15 protein-coding genes are annotated in these 19665 nt (G+C 41.9%); 6 read left to right on the forward strand and 9 right to left on the reverse strand.

The window, feature by feature from the left end:
• Window positions 1-6: 6 nt before the first annotated feature.
• The 4 genes from DC082_RS05930 to ccmC form a co-directional block, all read right to left on the reverse strand.
• Window positions 7-1977 carry a heme lyase CcmF/NrfE family subunit gene (locus DC082_RS05930; protein WP_109236128.1) on the reverse strand — a complete coding sequence of 657 codons (1971 nt, stop codon included), beginning with the start codon at window positions 1975-1977 and terminating at the stop codon, window positions 7-9.
• A gap of 116 nt (window positions 1978-2093) precedes the next feature.
• Window positions 2094-2585, reverse strand: coding sequence for a cytochrome c maturation protein CcmE (gene ccmE / locus DC082_RS05935; protein ID WP_229821602.1), 492 nt, complete (start codon window positions 2583-2585; stop codon window positions 2094-2096).
• Window positions 2585-2743, reverse strand: a complete 159-nt coding sequence (gene ccmD, locus DC082_RS05940) for a heme exporter protein CcmD (RefSeq protein WP_094566591.1) — start codon at window positions 2741-2743, stop codon at window positions 2585-2587. The genes ccmE and ccmD overlap by 1 nt, the downstream gene beginning before the upstream one ends.
• Window positions 2744-2839: 96 nt before the next feature.
• Window positions 2840-3616 carry a heme ABC transporter permease CcmC gene (gene ccmC / locus DC082_RS05945; RefSeq protein ID WP_229821604.1) on the reverse strand — a complete coding sequence of 259 codons (777 nt, stop codon included), beginning with the start codon at window positions 3614-3616 and terminating at the stop codon, window positions 2840-2842.
• A 274-nt stretch (window positions 3617-3890) separates the two neighbouring features.
• On the opposite strand from ccmC, the gene DC082_RS05950 reads away from it, so the two are divergent.
• The 4 genes from DC082_RS05950 to DC082_RS05965 all read left to right on the forward strand — a co-directional run bounded on the left by DC082_RS05950 (window position 3891) and on the right by DC082_RS05965 (window position 8268).
• A complete protein-coding gene (locus DC082_RS05950; RefSeq protein ID WP_109236129.1) occupies window positions 3891-5012 on the forward strand; it encodes an NAD(P) transhydrogenase subunit alpha in 1122 nt (373 codons plus the stop codon).
• A gap of 18 nt (window positions 5013-5030) precedes the next feature.
• Window positions 5031-5324: an NAD(P) transhydrogenase subunit alpha part 2 gene (locus DC082_RS05955; RefSeq protein ID WP_094566589.1), complete on the forward strand. Its 294-nt coding sequence runs from the start codon at window positions 5031-5033 to the stop codon at window positions 5322-5324.
• 3 nt (window positions 5325-5327) lie between these two features.
• Window positions 5328-6725 carry an NAD(P)(+) transhydrogenase (Re/Si-specific) subunit beta gene (locus tag DC082_RS05960; RefSeq protein ID WP_109236130.1) on the forward strand — a complete coding sequence of 466 codons (1398 nt, stop codon included), beginning with the start codon at window positions 5328-5330 and terminating at the stop codon, window positions 6723-6725.
• A 661-nt stretch (window positions 6726-7386) separates the two neighbouring features.
• Entirely contained in the window at window positions 7387-8268 is an 882-nt protein-coding gene (locus tag DC082_RS05965) for an acetamidase/formamidase family protein (RefSeq protein WP_109236131.1), read from the forward strand.
• 167 nt (window positions 8269-8435) lie between these two features.
• Here DC082_RS05965 and polA read toward each other — a convergent pair whose 3' ends face one another.
• The gene (gene polA, locus DC082_RS05970; RefSeq protein ID WP_109236132.1) at window positions 8436-11192 is read right to left on the reverse strand and encodes a DNA polymerase I; all 2757 of its coding nucleotides are present in this window, start codon (window positions 11190-11192) and stop codon (window positions 8436-8438) included.
• A 304-nt stretch (window positions 11193-11496) separates the two neighbouring features.
• Window positions 11497-12306, reverse strand: coding sequence for a sulfite exporter TauE/SafE family protein (locus DC082_RS05975; protein ID WP_109236133.1), 810 nt, complete (start codon window positions 12304-12306; stop codon window positions 11497-11499).
• Window positions 12307-13450: 1144 nt separating this feature from the next.
• On the opposite strand from DC082_RS05975, the gene aspS reads away from it, so the two are divergent.
• Window positions 13451-15235 carry an aspartate--tRNA ligase gene (gene aspS, locus DC082_RS05980; RefSeq protein ID WP_094566584.1) on the forward strand — a complete coding sequence of 595 codons (1785 nt, stop codon included), beginning with the start codon at window positions 13451-13453 and terminating at the stop codon, window positions 15233-15235.
• 336 nt (window positions 15236-15571) lie between these two features.
• Here the strand turns inward: aspS and DC082_RS10930 are convergent, their stop codons facing one another.
• Genes DC082_RS10930 through DC082_RS05995 form a run of 3 tightly spaced genes read right to left on the reverse strand, consistent with a single transcriptional unit; the run spans window position 15572 to window position 18246 of the window.
• A complete protein-coding gene (locus DC082_RS10930; protein ID WP_229821606.1) occupies window positions 15572-15814 on the reverse strand; it encodes a hypothetical protein in 243 nt (80 codons plus the stop codon).
• Between the two features lies 1 nt (window position 15815).
• On the reverse strand, window positions 15816-16877 hold the full coding sequence (gene cydB, locus DC082_RS05990; RefSeq protein WP_109236134.1) for a cytochrome d ubiquinol oxidase subunit II: 1062 nt from the start codon (window positions 16875-16877) through the stop codon (window positions 15816-15818).
• Window positions 16878-16887: 10 nt separating this feature from the next.
• On the reverse strand, window positions 16888-18246 hold the full coding sequence (locus DC082_RS05995; protein ID WP_229821608.1) for a cytochrome ubiquinol oxidase subunit I: 1359 nt from the start codon (window positions 18244-18246) through the stop codon (window positions 16888-16890).
• Between the two features lie 489 nt (window positions 18247-18735).
• Between DC082_RS05995 and DC082_RS06000 the strand changes: the two genes are divergently transcribed.
• Window positions 18736-19632, forward strand: a complete 897-nt coding sequence (locus DC082_RS06000) for a LysR family transcriptional regulator (RefSeq protein ID WP_094566580.1) — start codon at window positions 18736-18738, stop codon at window positions 19630-19632.
• Window positions 19633-19665: the final 33 nt, after the last annotated feature.

Here is a 19665-nt window from a genome sequence, read left to right on the forward strand (position 1 = left end):
TCCCTCCTATTGAACAGTTTCTATATTATCAGTTGATTGAAGCTGCTTTCGCCCAATGCGGTAACGGCGGTCAAGCATTGAAAGTAACGCGGCAATGGAGATAATGATACCTCCTAGCCAGATCCAACGAACAAATGGTTTGACATAGAGACGAATAGCCCACGCATTTTCAGCGCGCTCCTCCGCCATAGCAACATAAAGATCATCTAAAAGAGAGGGTCTTAAAGCGACTTCACTAATCGGCATTCCGCTAACGGTATAGGTTCTCTTCTCGGGATACATCATGCGTAAGGGCTTTCCATTTTGGTAGACCTGAATAATCCCTTTTGTCCCAATATAGTTTGAACCCTGAACATCTTCGAGCGCCAATAACTCAAAACCATACTCTCTTACCTGAACAGTCTCTCCCACTCGGACTAAACGATCTTGCTCATCACTATAGTGAGAAGTGAGTGTAATTCCTACAATCGTCACAATTAATCCTAAATGCCCAAGATTCATTCCCCAACGTGATAATGATTGATGTTTGAGCGCTTGGAAGAAGTTATCACTCTTACGTCCATTGAGTTTGATCTCAAAGAGAATTCCAAAGAAGACCCAATAGCTGAGAATCAGACTGATCACAACTAAAGGATCCAATTGACCGGCATAGAGATAACTACTCCCCACACCAAAAATGAGTGAAAGAAGCGCCATAATACTCAAGGGCTTCTTAATACGGGAGAAGGAATCCTGTTTAAAACGAAGGAGCGGAGTAAAACCTAATACAACAAGAAGTAAAAGTGAGATAGGAACAAGATACTCATTGAAATATCCCTCTCCTACCGAGATTTTACCAATCTGCAAAATATCAACGATCAATGGATAGAGCGTCCCTAAGACTACAACAAAGCAGGCCACCGAAAGAAAGATATTATTAAAGAGAATTCCCGACTCTTTTGAGATCAAGCTAAGATGCGACTCTTGACGAATTTTATAAGATCTAAAGAGCAATAATAGAAATGCAAAAAGTGTAATAATACCAAGAAGGAAGAGGATAAATTGTCCTCTCGAAGGATCTGCCGCAAAGGAGTGAACAGAGGTTAAAACACCTGAACGTACAAGGAAGGTTCCTAAGACACTTAAGCAGAAGGTTAAAATAGCAATAATAACGGTCCAGAGAGTAAAAGCTTTACGCTTTTCTGTCGCTGCTAATGAGTGAAGCAGTGCTGCCCCTAAAATCCAAGGGATCAATGATGCATTTTCAACTGGATCCCAGAACCACCAACCGCCCCAGCCTAACTCATAATAAGCCCACCAACTTCCAACTGTGATCCCTAAGGTTAAGAATCCCCAAGCTGCTAATGCCCAAGGACGCACCCATCTGACAGAGAGCCGATCGATATGCCCTGTCATTAAGATCGCACACATAAATGCATAGGGAACTGCAAAACCAACATATCCCATATAGAGAAGTGGCGGATGAATGATTAAACCAACATCTTGTAGTAAGGGGTTAAGATCGCGTCCATCATAGAGATCGAGCGTTAAATTACGGGCAAAAGGGTCGGAAGTGAAGATTAAAAACGCGATAAATCCTACTGTAATCCCCCCTAAAACCGCTAAAGTTGCGGCTGAAAGTTCTAGAGGCATTTTGCGGGTATAGAAAACAACCGCTAACATCCAGAGCGCTAAGGTTAAGACCCACAACAACATCGAACCTTCATGCCCACCCCAAATTGCGGTAATTTTATAGATTCCCGGCAATTTGGTATTGGAGTTCTGAAAGACATAGGAGAAGCTAAAATCACTAATCCAAAAGAGATGACCGAGATAGATAAAGGAGAAGGCCACAAGCACAAAAAGCCATATGGTTAATGGCCTTGCACTATACATCAATTGTGGATTACGAAACTTAATGCCGACTAGCGGCAAGATAAAGAGTGCTATAGAAACACCGAGCGCAATATAGAGCGCGAGCTGACCCAACGGAAGCATAGTTATTATTAATCCTTACATATTAATTCTAATTCTATAGAGCTTTTGATTCTAAAAGAGTCAGGCGCTTTATCAATGACAAATCGATCAACATTGATAAAACGCCATAGATACAATTAGATATCTTTCTCTTTAAATGGATGACCTTGTGATTCTAAAGTTGCAGCGACTTCAGGCGGCATATACTCTTCATCATGTTTTGCAAGAATCTCATCTGCCACAAACTGATTACCTTCAACGAGCATCCCCTTTGCAATGATCCCCTGCCCTTCACGGAACAGGTCAGGCAAAATTCCATCATAAGCGACAATGATCTGCTCTGAAGAGCCATCAACTAACGCGAACTCAACCGCTAATGTTTCAGCCCCTTTATGAAGAGACCCTGGTACAACAAGCCCTCCTACACGAATCGTCTTCTCTAAAGGCGCTTCGCCGTTATGAACCTGTTCAGGAGAGTAGTAGAGATTGAGATTATCTCGTGATGCAAACATCGCAAAACCGATAATTAAAAAAGCAGCGATAATCACTGCAATCACCACATAGAGACGCTGCTTCTGTCTTGGGGACATAATGCTCCCCTGCTTCCTACTATTAAGCTTTTGACTCATTACTCTAATCCCTCCGCTTTCATTGCTCGTTTTAAATTTCGTCCTTCTGCCATCAATGAGATGATCAGCCCGAATAGACAGATCGTGACAAAAGCATAGCAACTCCATACATATACTGTATGTTTGCCCATATCAAATAGACTTAAAAACTCAGCCATTTATTTATAACCCCAACTTTTAATTTAATTCTACTTCATTTTTAAGTTGTAGCGATCATCCCCTAAAGATCGACATCCCTGCCCCACAATGTATCATCACTGCCGGGTATATGCCTGCAATAACTGCTCTTTATAGATAAGATGCGTACTCTTTAATAGAATATAACCAACGGTAAAGAGTAGATAAGCGATAAACATCAACATCAAAGGTTTCAACATTGCAGGATCTAAGCTCGGTCCCCCCGATGCAAAGAGTGTACTTTTCTGATGAAGTGTTGCAAACAGATAAACAGAAGCCTTAATAATCGGCACAATCACAACACCAATGATAGCTAAAATAGAGATCCCCATATTAGCCTTTTCCCGATCCTCAAATGCGCTATCGAGCCCAATATAGCCAAGATAGAGAAAGAAAAGGATCAAAACGGAGGTGAGACGTACATCCCAAACCCACCAGGTTCCCCATGTCGGAGCACCCCAGATAGCACCTGTTACCAGTGTAATTAGGGTATAGACAGCCCCTAAAACCGCCGTCGCCCTCGCAATCACAGGAAAGAGTTTAATACGAAATATCAGATACATCACACTCATAAAGGCGATGAACATATAGAGCCCCGATGAAAGGATCGCCGCAGGCACGTGGATATACATAATCCGAACGGTATCTCCCTGCTGATAATCGACAGGAGAATCAAATAGCCCGTAATAGAGTCCAACAACAGCAAATATCGCACTTAAGAGAAAGGCCCAAGGGATAATTCTCTTTGCTAAGCGTATAAAATATTTGTAACTGATGAGTCGTTTAAAGAAGATAAATCGTGGCTTCTTACTCTCTTTCGGAGAAGGTTTTTTCAATTGATCAATATTGGTCACAGGTAACCCTTTATCCAAGAATTTATTCTAAGATCTCTCATTTTAAGGGAAACAGTATAGCAAATACTAAATTATCAGCATCAAAAGAAATTGAAAAATAATCAAAAACTGACTCTATGACAAGAGATAGCGAGTATCTCAGTTAGATAGAGGAAAATAGCCCCTCTTTCCCCCTGCCTAGACAATGATCTTTCCCGAAACTCATGTTACTATAAAAAATGACATGTTCTTTTAGACATCACTATTCTTATTCAGTAAAGGGAGCAGTTAAAAAATGATTAAAACCATCATTCTCCTCAAAGAGTCAAGCTCACCAGAAAAGCGTGTAGCACTCGACCCCAAAAATTGTGAACGCCTTGTAAAGGCAGGTTTTAAGGTGATTGTTACACCTGATGCCGGCCTTAATGCCTACTTTAGTAACGAAGCTTACGAAGAGGCTGGTGCGATTGTAGAGCCCCCCTCTTTTGATGAGAAAGCGATTATTCTCTCAATTAATGCCCCAACAAAGACCATTACTCAAAAGTTTAAACCTGGCTCTCTCTCAATCTCACTTCTTGATCCTTATCACAACCTCTCTCTTATTGAGCTCTTTGCGAAACAAGGGGTTGATGCTTTAGCGCTAGAATTTATTCCTCGCATCACTCGTGCGCAAAGTATGGATGTACTCTCCTCTCAAGCGACGATCTCGGGATATCAAAGTGTCCTAATCGGTGCAGATCTTTCGCCCCGCTTCTTTCCCATGTTAACTACCGCTGCCGGAACGATTCGTCCTGCAAAAGTTTTAGTCATCGGAGCTGGAGTTGCCGGCCTTCAAGCAATTGCAACGGCAAGAAGATTAGGAGCTCAAGTAGAAGCCTACGACATCCGTCCTGATGCGAAAGAGCAGGTAGAATCTCTCGGCGCAAAATTGGTCGATACCGGTGTCAATGCCGCCGGCGAAGGGGGTTATGCCCGTGAGTTAACGGAAGAGGAGCGCGCACAACAAGCTGCAGCTTTAGCCAAACATGTTAAAGAAGCACATGTGGTTATAACCACAGCAGCTATCCCTGGAAAGAGAGCCCCCATTATTGTAACTAAAGAGATGGTAGAATCGATGCTTCCTGGCGCTGTTATTGTCGATATGGCAGCGGAGACAGGGGGCAACTGTGAATTAACAAAAGTTGGAGATACTATCAAAGTTGGGGAAGTCACTATTACAGGCCCACGCAACTTACCTTCTGCTGTTGCTATCCATGCATCAGAGATGTTCTCACAAAATATCTACAATCTTATTACCCCTTTCATTACTGAAGATGGATTTAATCTCAATCTCGAAGATGAAGTGATCAAAGATTCTCTGATCACTTACGAAGGTAAGATTATCTCCGATCGTATTAGCACCCTTATTTCAGCTTAATTGCTCAAGGAGATTTTTATGATAACAGGATTTGCAGCGCTCTATATCGTTGTGCTTTCCGCTATTTTAGGATTTGAAGTCATCTCTCGGGTTCCTGCGATTTTGCATACCCCTTTGATGTCTGGCTCTAACTTTATTCACGGAATTATTCTTGTTGGGGCGATGATTGCGCTCGGACATGCTGATGGCTTCTTCCAAACATCACTTGCCTTTATCGCCGTTGTTTTCGGTGCGATCAACGCAGTCGGTGGCTACTATGTGACTGATCGGATGTTGGAAATGTTCAAATCTAATAAACAAGAGGAGAAATAACAGATGGGATCTCTCTTAGTTAATATTGGCTACTTTATTGCAGCCATTGTCTTTATCTACTCACTTAAAAGCATGAGTCACCCCTCTACCGCACGTAAAGGAATTCATTATGGTGGATTAGCGATGGTATTAGCCGTTGTTATTACCATATTTCACCCCGCAATTACACACCATGCATTCCTCACAAATCTTCTCTTAATTATTATTGCGATTGGAATAGGTTTTGTCATTGCTAAACGCTCGGCGCTTAAAGTCGAGATGACCGACATGCCTCAGATGATCGCAATCTATAATGGCGTTGGTGGTGGAGCAGCCGCAATCATTGGTGCAATTGCACTTCTACAGATCGGAATGCCCGATGCAAACGATAGTTCAAGAACACTCCTTCTTGCTGCATTAGGGGGTTTTATTGGTGCTGTCTCTTTCACCGGATCGGTGGTTGCTTGGGCAAAACTTGATGGTCGTATGACTTCAACAATTCGTTATAAGAATCGTAATATCATCAACCTTTTTCTCTTCGGTTTTGCACTCTTATTAGCGATTCTTCTCGCCTCTGAGCCTGCACCTCACTACTTTATGCTCTTCCTCTTCTTCGCATTTACCCTAGCATTAGGGGTCTTAATTGCGATTCCCATTGGTGGAGCCGATATGCCGGTAATTATCTCACTCTTTAATGCATTAACGGGTATTGCGGTCGCCTTTGAGGGAATTGCACTTGATAATGGTGGATTGATCATTGCCGGAACTGTTGTGGGAGCGGCAGGAACCCTTCTAACACTATTGATGGCAAAAGCAATGAACCGCTCTTTAAGCAATGTCCTCTTCTCTAACTTTGGTGAGAGTCAAAGTGAAGCAGGTGATATCGAAGGCTCAATGACTGAAAGCGATGCCGCCAATGCAGCAATGACAATGGCTTATGCTGATCGCGTTATTATTGTCCCAGGATATGGTTTAGCGGCAGCACAAGCACAACACAAAGTCGCTGAGCTTGTGAAGATCTTAGAATCACGTGGCGTTGATGTTCGTTTTGCGATCCACCCTGTTGCAGGAAGAATGCCGGGACATATGAATGTTCTATTAGCTGAGTCAGGCATCCCCTATGAGAGCATCTTCGATCTCGATGAGATCAATGATGAGTTTAAAGAGACTGATGTTGTTCTCGTAATTGGAGCAAATGATGTCGTCAACCCTGTTGCTCGTACCGATAAGTCTAGCCCGATCTACGGCATGCCGATTCTCAATGCAGATCAGGCAAAACAGGTCTTTGTCATTAAACGTGGACAAGGCTCTGGCTTCTCTGGAATCGAAAATCACCTCTTCTATCTCGATAATACCGATATGGTGTATGGTGATGCGCAGAAAGTTGTCAATGAGATGATTACAACACTTAAATCACTCTAACTATGATCCAAAATAGATGATCTAAAATAAGGTTTCAGCTTTAACCTTGAGATTTGAAGCACTCGTCGATTTTATCGAAGAGTGCTTTTTTATTGTCTCTAATCTAATACACTCACTAATACCCTCACTTAATATCCCCACTCCTATCGATCTTTCTCTATGCAACCATGCCCTTCCTATCTCCCTCTTCTATAGTTTTATCCACTTCTTAAAAGAAGATGCCACACCCGTATCCGTATCTATATAAGGGTATAAGGGCTTTTCTATCTCTAGCAACCTCTAGCAACTCTTATCCTCAAGAACGCTTATCCACAAGAGTTATCCACATCTCAATGACCAATAGCGTGATAAAAGATCTTATAAAGCCAGTAAAAATGGGCGTTTACAAAATAGCGCCCAAATGTTCTCACAGATTCCACAGAGTTATCCACAGACCACCTTTTAGAATTTCAGTGCCACTCTGCACAGCTTCTCCCTGAGTTATCCTCAAAGTTATCCACAATAGAGAGGCCTTCTTCTACACAACCGATTAAATCTTGCTATATTGATAGAGTCTTAAACATCAACAGCTAATCAGCAATCACTAACCATCAATGATTGCTGCTTGATTATTTGCGTAACGAGTAGATCAAACTAATCGGAAGGTTCAGGAGGAGAGATCATGAAACAACTTTGTAGCAGTAGTGCCACTATCTATGCATTTGATAAAAACAATTCCCCCAAATTACGCGTGAGAGCAGGTGAACAGATCAAAATCATCACAAAAGATTGCTTTAGCAATCAGGTGGATGATGATCATCGCCTCGCCGATATTAACTGGAACCAAATCAATCCCGCTACAGGACCGATCTTTGTTGAAGGAGCTGAAGCCGGCGATATTTTAAAAGTGAGCATCGATTCAATTACTGTAGCAGATCAAGGTGTCTGTGCCGTTGGTCCTGGATTTGGACTGATCCCACTGCCGGAGATGACCCAAAAAATTATTCCCATCCGAAATCAACAACTTCACTTTAGTGATGAGATTATCCTTCCACTCAATCCGATGATTGGTGTCATCGGTGTTGCTCCCAAAGATGAACCTATCTCCACAGGTACGCCAGCCGAACATGGTGGCAACATGGATACCAAGCTGATTAAAGAGGGCGCGACGCTCTATCTCCCGATCTTTGTTAAAGGTGCGCTCTTTGCCTTGGGGGATCTGCATGCCGCGATGGGAGATGGGGAGATTGGTGGCTCTGGCGTTGAAGTTGCTGGAGAGGTTATTGTCACGCTCGATCTTATCAAAGAGCAAAAGCTTACTCATCCTGTTGTTGAAAACGAGGAGAGCTTTGCCTTTTTGGTTTCACGTAAAACAATTGATGATGCTCTTACAGAAGCGACTAATATCGGCGTTCAAAAATTAGCGGAAAAACTTAAAATCTCCCTAGAAGAGGCGACGATGCTCGGTAGCATCGCTTGTGATGTTGAAATCAGCCAATTAGTTGATCCTCAATTAACTGCACGATTTGTAATCCCTAAAAAATTACTACCCCATCTCTTTTAGCTCTCACTAAAAGCGCATCACTAAAACAATCATCAAAAAAGGGGAAAGCCTAATCTTTCCCCTTCTTTCTGTCTACTATCCTCGCAACAACCTCGATAACTACATACTGTTTTCAACAATGGCTCACGAAAGTGCTATCGCGCTTTAAAAGAGATACAGTTTTGCAATTATCCTGCAGTCTCATCCCAGTTTTTACCGCTTCCTACCTCAACAATCAACGGAACATCAAGCTTAAGAACATCGGTCATTGCATCGACTAATAATGCCCGGACATCTTCCATCTGCTCAATAGGCGTTTCTAAAATCAGCTCATCATGCACCTGGAGTAACATTTTTGCTGAAAGATGAGGATTTTCCGCTAAAGATCGGTCCACCTTTAACATCGCTAACTTAATAATATCTGCGGCCGTTCCTTGAAGGGGAGCATTAATGGCAACACGTTCCGCCCCCGATCGCGCAATCGCATTGCTACTATGAATTCCAGGAAGATAGAGTCGACGTCCTAAAGCTGTCTCTACATACCCTTTTTCTTTCGCCTTCTCTTTCGCCTCTTCCATATAATTTAAAACGCCGGTATAACGACTAAAATAGAGACTAATATACTCTTGCGCTTGGGTACGGGAGATCCCCAACTGCTTCGCCAAACCAAAAGCTCCCATACCATAGATCAAGCCAAAGTTAATTGCCTTTGCCGCTCTACGCTCAGCCCCTGTCACCTTCTCTAAGGGAATACCGAATACCTCTGCTGCTGTTGCCGCATGAATATCTTTCCCCTCATTAAATGCTTTTAACATCATCTCATCTTGAGAGAAGTGCGCCATTAAACGGAGCTCAATTTGTGAATAGTCCGCGGCTAATAGAGTTGAGCCCTCTTTAGCAATAAAAGCTTCCCGAATACGGCGCCCTTCCTTTGTCCGAATCGGAATATTTTGCAAGTTGGGATTTGAAGATGAGAGTCGCCCGGTACTTGTCTGCGCCTGATTAAAAGAGGTATGAACGCGCCCGGTATCAGGATTGATCTCAGCGACAAGAGAGTCAGTATAAGTTGAGCGGAGTTTAGAAAACTCACGATACTCAATAATAATTTTCGGTAAAGGATAATCCTCTGCTAATTTTTGTAAAACATCTTCCGCCGTTGAAGGTGCCCCTTTAGGTGTCTTCTTAATCACCGGCAGTCCCAGTTTTTCAAAGAGAATCTCTCCAACCTGCTTCGATGAGCTCATATTAAACTCTTCTCCGGCAAGCTCATATGCTTTCGCTTCAAGCTCCGCTAGATTCTCCCCAAACTCGGCACTTAAATTCTCTAAATGCTGAGCATCCACTAAAATCCCTTCATGTTCCATCTTTGCAAGAACAGAGATTAAAGGAACTTCTATCTCCTGATAGACCTTATATTGTGTCACCTCAGAGCGGAGTCGCGGTAAGATACTTCGCTGTAATTGCAAGGTAATATCGGCATCTTCACAAGCATAAAAGCTAGCGATCTCAATATCGATCTCATCAAAGCGTTTCTGCGAACGCCCTTTGCCGGCAATCTCTTCAAAAGGGGTTGTCTTAAAGCCTAAATAGAGCTCCGCTAATGCATCCATATTGTGGCGGTTCCCGGTAGGATCATAGATATAACTTGCAAGCATAGTATCATCAACAATTCCACGTAACTCCACACCATGACGCTTTAAGATATGCCAATCAAACTTAATATTTTGTCCAACTTTAGGAATCTCTGCATCTTCTAAAATTGGTTTTAAACGCGTCATCACCTCCTCTATCTGCAATGGACTTTCTACTCCCGCCTGTTTAAAGGGGATATAGATCGCACTGCCCGGAGCTACCGAAAGAGAGAGCCCCACAAGATTAGAACGCATAAATTCCAATCCATCAGTCTCCGTATCGAGTGCTAAAAGCGCGGTCTCAGGAATCAAGGAGAGATACTGTTCAAGCTCTGCTAGATCTAAAATGGTTCGATAAGATTTTTTTGCCGGCAATGTAGGATTAATCCAATGCGCGGCAAGCTCTACTTGATCACTTGCAACCGATTGTGCAACAGGCGGAACAAAGCTCTCTCCACCACCAGCTTGATCAAGCTCTAAGAGCAACTGGCGGAATCCAAAATCTTGATAGACCTCCCGCAAACGCCCGATAAAAGGGGGATTGGGGGTTAAATCCTCCACCTTTACAGGTAAAGGCGCATTGAGGAGCAGTGTCGTCAACTCTTTAGAGAGCTTCAAAATATCTAAACTATCTCTGAGTCGTTCACCCACCTTACCTTTAATCTTTTCAGCATTTTCTACAATTGCATCTAAATCACCCCACTCATGAATCCACTTTGCAGCTGTTTTAGGACCGACCCCTTGAATCCCCGGGATATTATCGGCACTATCACCCATCAAAGCTAAGTAATCACGAACCTGTTCAGGATAGACACCATACTTCTCAAAGATCTCAGACCGACCTAACATCTCATTTTTCATGCCGTCATACATTGTAATCACATCATCTTCTACCAATTGTGCAAGATCTTTATCACTTGAAGCGATAATCGTGCGCAAGCCCTTCGCTTTCGCTTCAACTGCTAAGGTAGCGATTACATCATCCGCCTCAATTCCAGGAATAGAGATCCGTGGAAAGCCCATCAGATCGATAATTTCATATAGTGGCTCAATTTGCGCGCGCAGATCATCCGGCATTGGTGGTCGATGTGCTTTATAATCTTCAAAGAGATCATTCCGAAAGCTCTTCCCACTTGCATCAAAGATAACCCCTAGATAATCTGGCTTAAATTCCCGCACTAGTTTTTCAAACATACTAATCACACCACGAATCGCTCCCGTCGGTCGTCCATCTGGGCTTTTAAGGGGCGGTAGCGCATGAAATGCACGGAAAAGAAAGTTAGAACCATCAACGACTAAAAATGTTTTTGACATGGGTGAAATTAAACCTTTTGATTAATCTATGCTGCAATTGTGCGATCGATAAAAACTTCGATAAAAGTTCGAGAAGCGTATAAGACAACCTCGATTGACCCTCGATTATACAAAAAAAGCAGGAATTTAGCTCCTGCTTCTCATCTTCTATGCCATTTTCTATATTCACTCTTCTTATCTACAAGCTATAAAACTTATCCCTATTGAGATACTTAAGTTATCAGAGAAGCTGATAAGATCCGCTGAGCAAATAGGATTATAAATTGAGTTATAAATTGAGTTATAAGTAGAATTAAAAACAGAACTATGAAACAAAGTTATTGTAGATAAAGATTACCAAAATAATCGATAAAAAACCTGCCAAAATCTGACGAATGCGCTTTACTGGCAAGATATAGACCAGCTTTGCACCAATAGGAGCGAAGATCACACTAGTAATAGAGAGCCCTATTACAGCTGGATAGTAGACAAAACCTAAAGAAGATTCTGGTACCCCTTCAACGCTCATCCCATTAAAGATCGCGCTCCCTGCTCCCGCAGCTGCCATAATCATCCCAACTGCCGAAGAGGATGCAATCGCATTTTTCATCTTATAGCCGATCTTGCTCAAGACTGGCACAATCATTACACCACCACCAATTCCAACAAAACTTGAGACAAAACCGATCACCCCTCCTACTAATATAAAGAGGGGCTTAGCAAAGTGAGAGACGCTCTCGGCCTCCTTCTTCGATGCTGTACGCAACATATTGTAAATTGTATAAGCGAGGAAGATACAGAAGAGTAACTGCAATATCAGATCATTCATCATCTTTACAACAAGGCTACCAATAGAAACCCCAACAATTGCACCGATCCCTAGCAGAAAAACAACTCCCCACATCACCGATCCTCTTCTTTGGTGAGCAATAACTGAAGAGAGGCTTGTAATTCCAACAACAGCAAAAGAGGTACCTAAAGCAACCTTCATAATCAATTCAGGATCAACACCGATCGAGACTAAGAAGAAAACAACAGTTGGTACAACAACCGTTCCACCACCAACGCCTAATAGTCCCGAAATAAGACCAATAATACAGCCTAAAAAAAGAAATATTAATAACTCAATGCCCATCCTATCCTCACTTCCCGATATTTTCCCTAATATATAATAGTTACCATCTCAATAGCTCATCAAACACTACTGAAAGACGCTTTTCTTTGATTAACCATCTGTTAACATTAACGACCACTCATTACCGAACACTCAATATACTATATAACTATATAATATATAATTCATAAATGAGCAATGAATAAACCTTATAACTTATCGCTCGATGTACCCAAGTCGTTATATCCTAAGCCGTTATATAATTGTTCACCCATTCAGCCATTTCGGTTATTTCAGTAGTTTCGGCTATCTCCTCACATTCTAACCGTTTCTCTCGTCAATCCGATCTTACTTGTAGCTAATCATTCAATTAAAAGATCAACAATATCATATCTTCTCATTAACGAGCTGCTTTTCCCTCCCTATTTTACGCATATCTCCTTTAGAGAATAAGAGATTAAAGAGCGCTCGATTTCATACTATTACACTATCAAAAATAGCAACAGAAACTGCATCAAAAACATCTTTAAAAATATGCTTAAAAACAGATAGTTATCTCAAAACTCTATTTGTAAAGATAAAAAAATGGTCCCAAAAATAATTTAATGTTTGCTTTTTCTAATTAGAATTGATACTCATAAAGGTGTCGGCTTAATAAAATTTTGTGCTTAGATTGATAAAAAATATCAATAATAGATCACCACAATCTAGGCACATTCAAAGGAGGACTAAACTAAAGAGAGAATATACTCTCACGGTTTAGTAGATATGGTGAAGTAGTATCGAAGTCTCAAAAGAAGAAGAAAAATAAGAGACCAGATAGGCTTACAGATCTAGGAACCTACGTTTGTAAGGCGTAGGTTCCTAGGTTATTATTCAAGATGGCTCTGCGGTAAATTCGTCTAATTTACTCGGGGGCTCATCTTGAAGCTGGTAGCGAACTATTCAATGACGTTGCGCTCAAAGTAACAGGTGCCATTAGAGAGAACTCTAAAGTAGAAAGTTAAAGAAAAATCAATTCGATCTTCTCCTGAAATCTTCCTTAAAATCCCCTATAATTGTATAATTTGTTATTTCATTTTCAGTGAAAAATAGTGTGAGTTCTATCTATTATCAAAAATAAGACTCCACTATTTAATCTATTTGATATTTAAGGACTTCAATTATGCGATCACACTACTGCGGACTCGTCAACGAGGCGCTTCTCGATAAAACGGTTACCCTCTCTGGCTGGGTACATCGTCGCCGCGACCATGGCGGAATTATTTTCGTAGATCTTCGAGATAGAGAGGGAATCGTGCAAGTGGTTATCGACCCTGCACATCTCACAACTCCTTTTGAAGAAGCAGAGAAGATTCGAAATGAATTTGTTATCAAAATTGAGGGTGAAGTTATTGCTCGTCCTGAAGGGATGGTGAATCCTAATATTGTTTCAGGCAAGATCGAAGTCGTTGCAAAACGCTTAGAGATCCTCAATAGCGCAGCACCACTTCCTTTCCAACTAGGTGATGATAAAACATCAGAAGAGGTTCGCCTTAAATATCGCTATCTTGATCTTCGCGATACGCGCATGCATCAAAATATTATGTTACGTTCAAAAGTAACACGCTATATTCGAAAAGCACTTGACGAGCAAGGCTTCCTCGATATTGAAACACCTTTCCTCACAAAAGCAACACCAGAAGGAGCTCGCGACTACGTCGTTCCCTCACGTGTTCATCATGGTGAATTCTTTGCACTTCCACAGAGTCCACAACTCTTTAAGCAACTATTAATGGTCAGTGGTTTTGATCGCTACTACCAGATCGTTCGCTGCTTCCGCGATGAAGATCTTCGCGCAGATCGCCAGCCTGAATTTACCCAGGTGGATATCGAAACATCATTCCTCTCTTCTGATCAAATTATGGATATTGCAGAGAAGATGATTCGCGATGTATTTAAAGAGTCAATCGATGTTGATCTTGGCGATAACTTCCCACGTATGACTTGGCATGAGGCGATGGCTCGCTTTGGCTCTGATAAGCCAGATCTTCGTATCCCTCTTGAATTCACAGAAGTCACTGAATTGATGAAAGGATGTGAGTTTAAGGTCTTCAAAGATGCAGCAAATCGTGAAAATGGTCGTGTGGTTGCGCTCAATATTCCCAATGCATCGGATCAATTTACCCGTCGTCACATCGATGAGTATACTGAGTTTGTCGGTCGTTATGGTGCGAAAGGTCTTGCCTATATTCGTGTCAATGATGTTGCCGCTGGCCGCGATGGCTTGCAATCCCCTATCGTTAAATTCTTAGATGATGCAACGCTTACAGCACTTCTTGAAGCAACGAATGCTAAAAATAATGACATCATCTTCTTTGGTGCCGATAAAGCGACTATCGTCAATGATGCTATTGGTGCGCTTCGCGTGAAAATCGGTAAGGATCTTAACCTATTAACCTGTAAATGGGCGCCGATGTGGGTTGTTGACTTCCCGATGTTTGAATATGATGAGGAGGCGAAACGTTATGTTGCCGTTCACCATCCCTTCACAACGCCTAAAACAGGTATCGAGTCACTTAGCGATCCTGCAAACTCTATTGCCAACGCTTATGACCTCGTCCTCAACGGCACAGAGCTTGGTGGCGGATCAATCCGTATCTTCAAACATGATGTCCAGATGAAGGTCTTTGAATTACTCGGGATCGATAAAGCAGAAGCAGAAGAGAAATTTGGCTTCCTTCTTGATGCACTTAAATATGGCGCACCGCCTCACGGGGGAATCGCCTTTGGACTTGACCGTTTAGTGATGTTGATGGCAGAAGCAAGTTCAATCCGTGATGTGATCGCTTTCCCGAAAACACAGTCAGCCGCATGTCTCTTAACTGAAGCACCAGCTCATATCAGCCAAGCACAATTAGATGAGCTTGCGATCGCTGTTGTTGAAGATGAGAAAGAGATGCAGAAATAGTAAGCAGCAAGAAGTTGAGTTAAAGTTAAAACTTCAAACGAACGATACTCTTCAAGTAGACAAAAACCCCTATGATGGAAGTGCTCACAAACACCGCCATCTAGGGGTTTCTCTATATCTACTCTCTATCCTTAATACAATCCTAAATATCTGTTTCAGAGATCTACTTTACCTATCTCTATCTCTTTATCTATCTCTACTTTTACCACTTCCAATGTGTACAAAAAATAAATAGCTGACCGGCCAATCAACTATCAACTATCAACAGCCTAAAATTGAGACAAAAAAATCCCCTAAGGAGGATTGATCCTTAGGGGTAAATTGTCGGTTTTATCTCTAGGGGGATGCATATAAACCGACAAGGGACATAATCACTTTCACTAATTTTACAAAGAGGTAGAGAGAGATCACGCCACCGAGCCATAAACCCATCATCCAGAAGAGTTGCGACTTCAATGATCTCTTCTTACCATGATTTCGAGTATCGCCTTGCTCTCTATCTTGCCCTTTTTTAGCAGATACTTGAGCTGCTTCTACCTTTCCCTTGAGCTCGTTGAACACTTCTCTCTCCTGTTCCATCTTAGTACCCCTCTCCTTGCACCTTACCTCTGAAAACATAGTAGATATAACCGGTATAGATCAGCACGAGGGGAATAAAGATCAACGCCCCGACTAGAGAGAAGGTTAGAGTCGACTCTGGTGCCGCTGCCATAAAGATAGTGACCTGAAATGGAACAATATAGGGAAGAAGGAAGCCCACTAACGCGCCAGCACCTAAGACAGCCATTAATAACGAATAGATAAAGGGTTGCCAATGGGTATTCGGATTTTGAATTGAACGCATCAAGATAAAGGCAACAATAATCGCTACAAAATAGAGCGCACCAAAGAGATAGACCTTCCAGAGATTTTCCGCCATAAAGAGCTGCTCTTGCCAAATCATTAAGGTCCATACCAAAATAATAGTAGCTAGGAGGAAGAAGATCAGCGCAATCTTACGCGTTAAGCTTCGAATATGCGCCTGTAACGCTCCTTCAGTCTTCTTAATCGCCCAGGTTGAACCTAATAGAGCATAAAAAGCGGTGAGACCCAATCCTGAAACAATCGAAAATGGTGAGAGCCAAGCCCAGATACCACCAGCCATAACTAGATCTAATGCCCCTTTAGAGACATATCCTTCTGGTGCATTGATCGCATCTACCGCCGGCATAAAATCAAAACCTTGCACTAAAGCGCCCGCGATCACCCCTTGAAAGAAGCCTGCGAAGAGCGACCCTAAAAAGAAGGCATTATTCCAAAAATTACGGCGTTGCTCAGAAACACGTCCACGAAACTCAAAAGAAACACCCCTAAAAATCAAGGCCATCAAAAGGAGTATCACCGGTATATAGAAGCCCGATAACACTACAGAGTAAGCGATCGGGAAGATTCCAAAAAGTGCGGCGCCTCCCAAAATAAGCCAAGTCTCATTTCCATCCCATACCGGACCGATACTATTCATTAACGTCGTTCGATCATCTTCACTCTTCACGAAGGGATAGAGCATTCCTACCCCTAAGTCAAAGCCATCTAGAACGACATAGATCGCTACACCCAATAGGATAATACCTGCCCAGATGATAACTAACATATTGTAATCCATTATTGACTCCTTACTGCTCAGCTACAGCAACATCAGAACTTTGAGGTCCTCTGCGCAAAATACGGAAAAGGATCGTCACTCCAAATAAGAAGACTACGAGGTAAGCAATCACAAAGAGCGCTAATGACACCGTTAAATCTCCTGCGGTATGTATAAAAGAGTGTCCCTCAGTAACGCGCATAATGTTATAGACCAACCAAGGCTGACGACCAATCTCTGTGACAAACCAACCGGCTAAGACTGAGATTAAACCACTAGGCCCCATCCATAATGCAAAGCGGAGCAACCCTTTCTTCTCACCCAGAGTCTTCTTATGCCGTTGCCAAACACCCCAAATTCCTAAAATCACCATTAAGAAACCTAATCCTACCATCACGCGGAAAGACCAGAAGACCCAACCGACAGGAGGAATATCCTCTTTAGGAAATGCTTTTAAATTCGCGACTTTCCCATCTAATGAGTGGGTTAGAATAAGGCTTGCGGCATAGGGAATCTCAATGGAGAAATAGTTCTTCTGCTCTTCTTGATTAGGAATTGCAAAGAGAATAAAACCTGTTCCCTCCCCTTCAGGCGTTGCATCCCAATGCCCTTCGATCGCTGCTAATTTTGTTGGCTGGTGATCTCGAACATTCAGCCCATGGATATCACCGATAACCACTTGGAAGATAGAGACAAAGAAGAGCGTTACTAACGACATGCTCAACATCTTCTTAACCGCTGCGTTACGATTACCTCGTAAGAGATGCCAAGCGGCTGTTCCCGAAATGATTAACGTTGCCGTCAAAAGCGCAGCAGTTAACATATGCACCATACGAATCGGTAAAGAGGCGCTAAAAAGAATTGCTAACCAATCTTTTACAACAACAGCACCATCAACAATCTCAATCGCACCTGACTCAAGAGATGGTGGTGTCTGCATAAAACTGTTAGAGACTAAGATCCAATAAGCAGAGAATGTAGTTCCTATCGCAACCATTGCTGTTGCAAAAAAGTGCATCTTAGGGCCAACACGATCCCGACCAAACAACATAATTCCTAAGAAGCCCGCTTCTAAGAAGAATGCAGTAATCACTTCATAGATTAATAGAGGTCCTGTTACCGATCCTGAAAACTTAGAAAACTCACTCCAATTTGAACCAAACTGGAAGGCCATCACCACTCCTGAGACAACCCCCATTGAAAATGCAACGGCAAAAAACTTCACCCAAAAATTATAAATATCCATATAGACTGGTTTTTTTGTCTTCAACCAGAGTCCCTCTAGCACAACGAGCCACATTCCTAGCCCAATTGTAATTGCCGGAAAGATAATATGGAATGAGACCGTAAACGCAAATTGGATCCGCGCTAACAAAATTGCACTCATCATATCTACTCCATAAACATGAGATCTAATCACTTGTAGTGCAGTCATTACAGCCAAAACTACATAATACCTACAACTACAAACCTATACCTTTTTGCTTCTTCTTAAATTAGGGCAAATAGCATGAATACAATATTATCAAATCCCATATTTTATAAATAATACCTTTATTGTGATCCTCATATACCTTTTTGTTATATATACTACTCTCGCCTCTTAAAAGACGCTTAATTGCTCAAGATAAAGAGAACCTTGGGAGAGCAATCGACACAACATGTTGAAAATAGGGTAATATCATAGATAAGATCTTGATCAATTTCTCTTAAGAATCACTCAAGAGTATCTACACAATAATGATGAAGATATCTAGGAAGACACCCCAAAAACCAAATAAAAAGCCAAATAGTTAAAAAACAAGTTAAAAACAGATAAAACCAAGAAAATCAATAAAAACAATTAGTTGAAATAATTTGAAATAATTAAGGGAATAATATGGAAAATAGACAACTACACTATTTCGTGATGGTTGCAGAACTTGGCAGTGTAGCGGCGGCTTCAAGATCACTACATATTGCCCAACCCGCCATCACTCGACAGATTAAGAACCTTGAAGAGACCATCGGTGTTACCCTCTTTGAAAGGCATGCTAGAGGAATGGTATTAACATCTGCCGGAAGAAAGTTTTATCAAGATGCTCTCAATATTCTCAATGCTATTGAGCGTGCAAAATCACAGGCGGTAAAAGCAGATCGAGGCGATATTGGTTACCTCAAAATTGGGATTACGCCACAACACATCTGGCTCACTGAAGTGCAACAACACTTAAGTGAATTTCGAAAATATAACCCTGAAATCTCCCTGAATGTCTGCACAATGCACTCCCGAAAACAGATTATGGCACTTCGTAATGGGGAGCTAGATGCCGGCTTTATGTTTATCCGGCCACAAGATGATAATGATTTTTTAGGTCGATTTCTCTATAAAGAATCGATGCTTCTGGCAGTTAATAAAAACTCACCTTTTGCTGATCATCCGCCCGAAAAGATCGACCAATTACGTTCAGAACCCTTTATCTGGTCACCGGAAAATCAAGCTTTTGACCTCTATAAAATGATTATTGATGAGTTAAGACGCCATGATTTCACCCCAAAAATTGATCATGAAGGTTGCGATTACAACTCTATGTTGAGCCTTGTCTCTGCAGGCCGAGGATATACCTTTGTGCCGGCAGTAGCCAAATATCTGAAGGTTTACGATGTTGTAATGCATGAGTTGCCGGAGCTTGATGTGACATTTGACCTTGAGCTTGTCTGGCGACGAGATAATGCCAACCCTAGCCTGCCCCACTTTATTAAGAACTACAATCATCAGATGCGAAGACTTACTTGATAAGTAATGGTGTGTGGAGAATAGAGAACAAGA

This window comes from Ignatzschineria indica (assembly GCF_003121925.1).
Taxonomy (GTDB): Bacteria; Pseudomonadota; Gammaproteobacteria; order Cardiobacteriales; family Wohlfahrtiimonadaceae; genus Ignatzschineria; species Ignatzschineria indica.

Bases quoted from the DNA above. Each gene is read 5' to 3' on its own strand.
- DC082_RS05930 (WP_109236128.1), bottom strand. From the start codon at position 1,977: ATGCTTCCGTTGGGTCAGCTCGCGCTCTATATTGCGCTCGGTGTTTCT.
- ccmE (WP_229821602.1), bottom strand. From the start codon at position 2,585: ATGAGTCAAAAGCTTAATAGTAGGAAGCAGGGGAGCATTATGTCCCCA.
- ccmD (WP_094566591.1), bottom strand. From the start codon at position 2,743: ATGGCTGAGTTTTTAAGTCTATTTGATATGGGCAAACATACAGTATAT.
- DC082_RS05950 (WP_109236129.1), top strand. From the start codon at position 3,891: ATGATTAAAACCATCATTCTCCTCAAAGAGTCAAGCTCACCAGAAAAG.
- DC082_RS05955 (WP_094566589.1), top strand. From the start codon at position 5,031: ATGATAACAGGATTTGCAGCGCTCTATATCGTTGTGCTTTCCGCTATT.
- DC082_RS05960 (WP_109236130.1), top strand. From the start codon at position 5,328: ATGGGATCTCTCTTAGTTAATATTGGCTACTTTATTGCAGCCATTGTC.
- DC082_RS05965 (WP_109236131.1), top strand. From the start codon at position 7,387: ATGAAACAACTTTGTAGCAGTAGTGCCACTATCTATGCATTTGATAAA.
- polA (WP_109236132.1), bottom strand. From the start codon at position 11,192: ATGTCAAAAACATTTTTAGTCGTTGATGGTTCTAACTTTCTTTTCCGT.
- DC082_RS05975 (WP_109236133.1), bottom strand. From the start codon at position 12,306: ATGGGCATTGAGTTATTAATATTTCTTTTTTTAGGCTGTATTATTGGT.
- aspS (WP_094566584.1), top strand. From the start codon at position 13,451: ATGCGATCACACTACTGCGGACTCGTCAACGAGGCGCTTCTCGATAAA.
- DC082_RS10930 (WP_229821606.1), bottom strand. From the start codon at position 15,814: ATGGAACAGGAGAGAGAAGTGTTCAACGAGCTCAAGGGAAAGGTAGAA.
- cydB (WP_109236134.1), bottom strand. From the start codon at position 16,877: ATGGATTACAATATGTTAGTTATCATCTGGGCAGGTATTATCCTATTG.
- DC082_RS05995 (WP_229821608.1), bottom strand. From the start codon at position 18,246: ATGATGAGTGCAATTTTGTTAGCGCGGATCCAATTTGCGTTTACGGTC.
- DC082_RS06000 (WP_094566580.1), top strand. From the start codon at position 18,736: ATGGAAAATAGACAACTACACTATTTCGTGATGGTTGCAGAACTTGGC.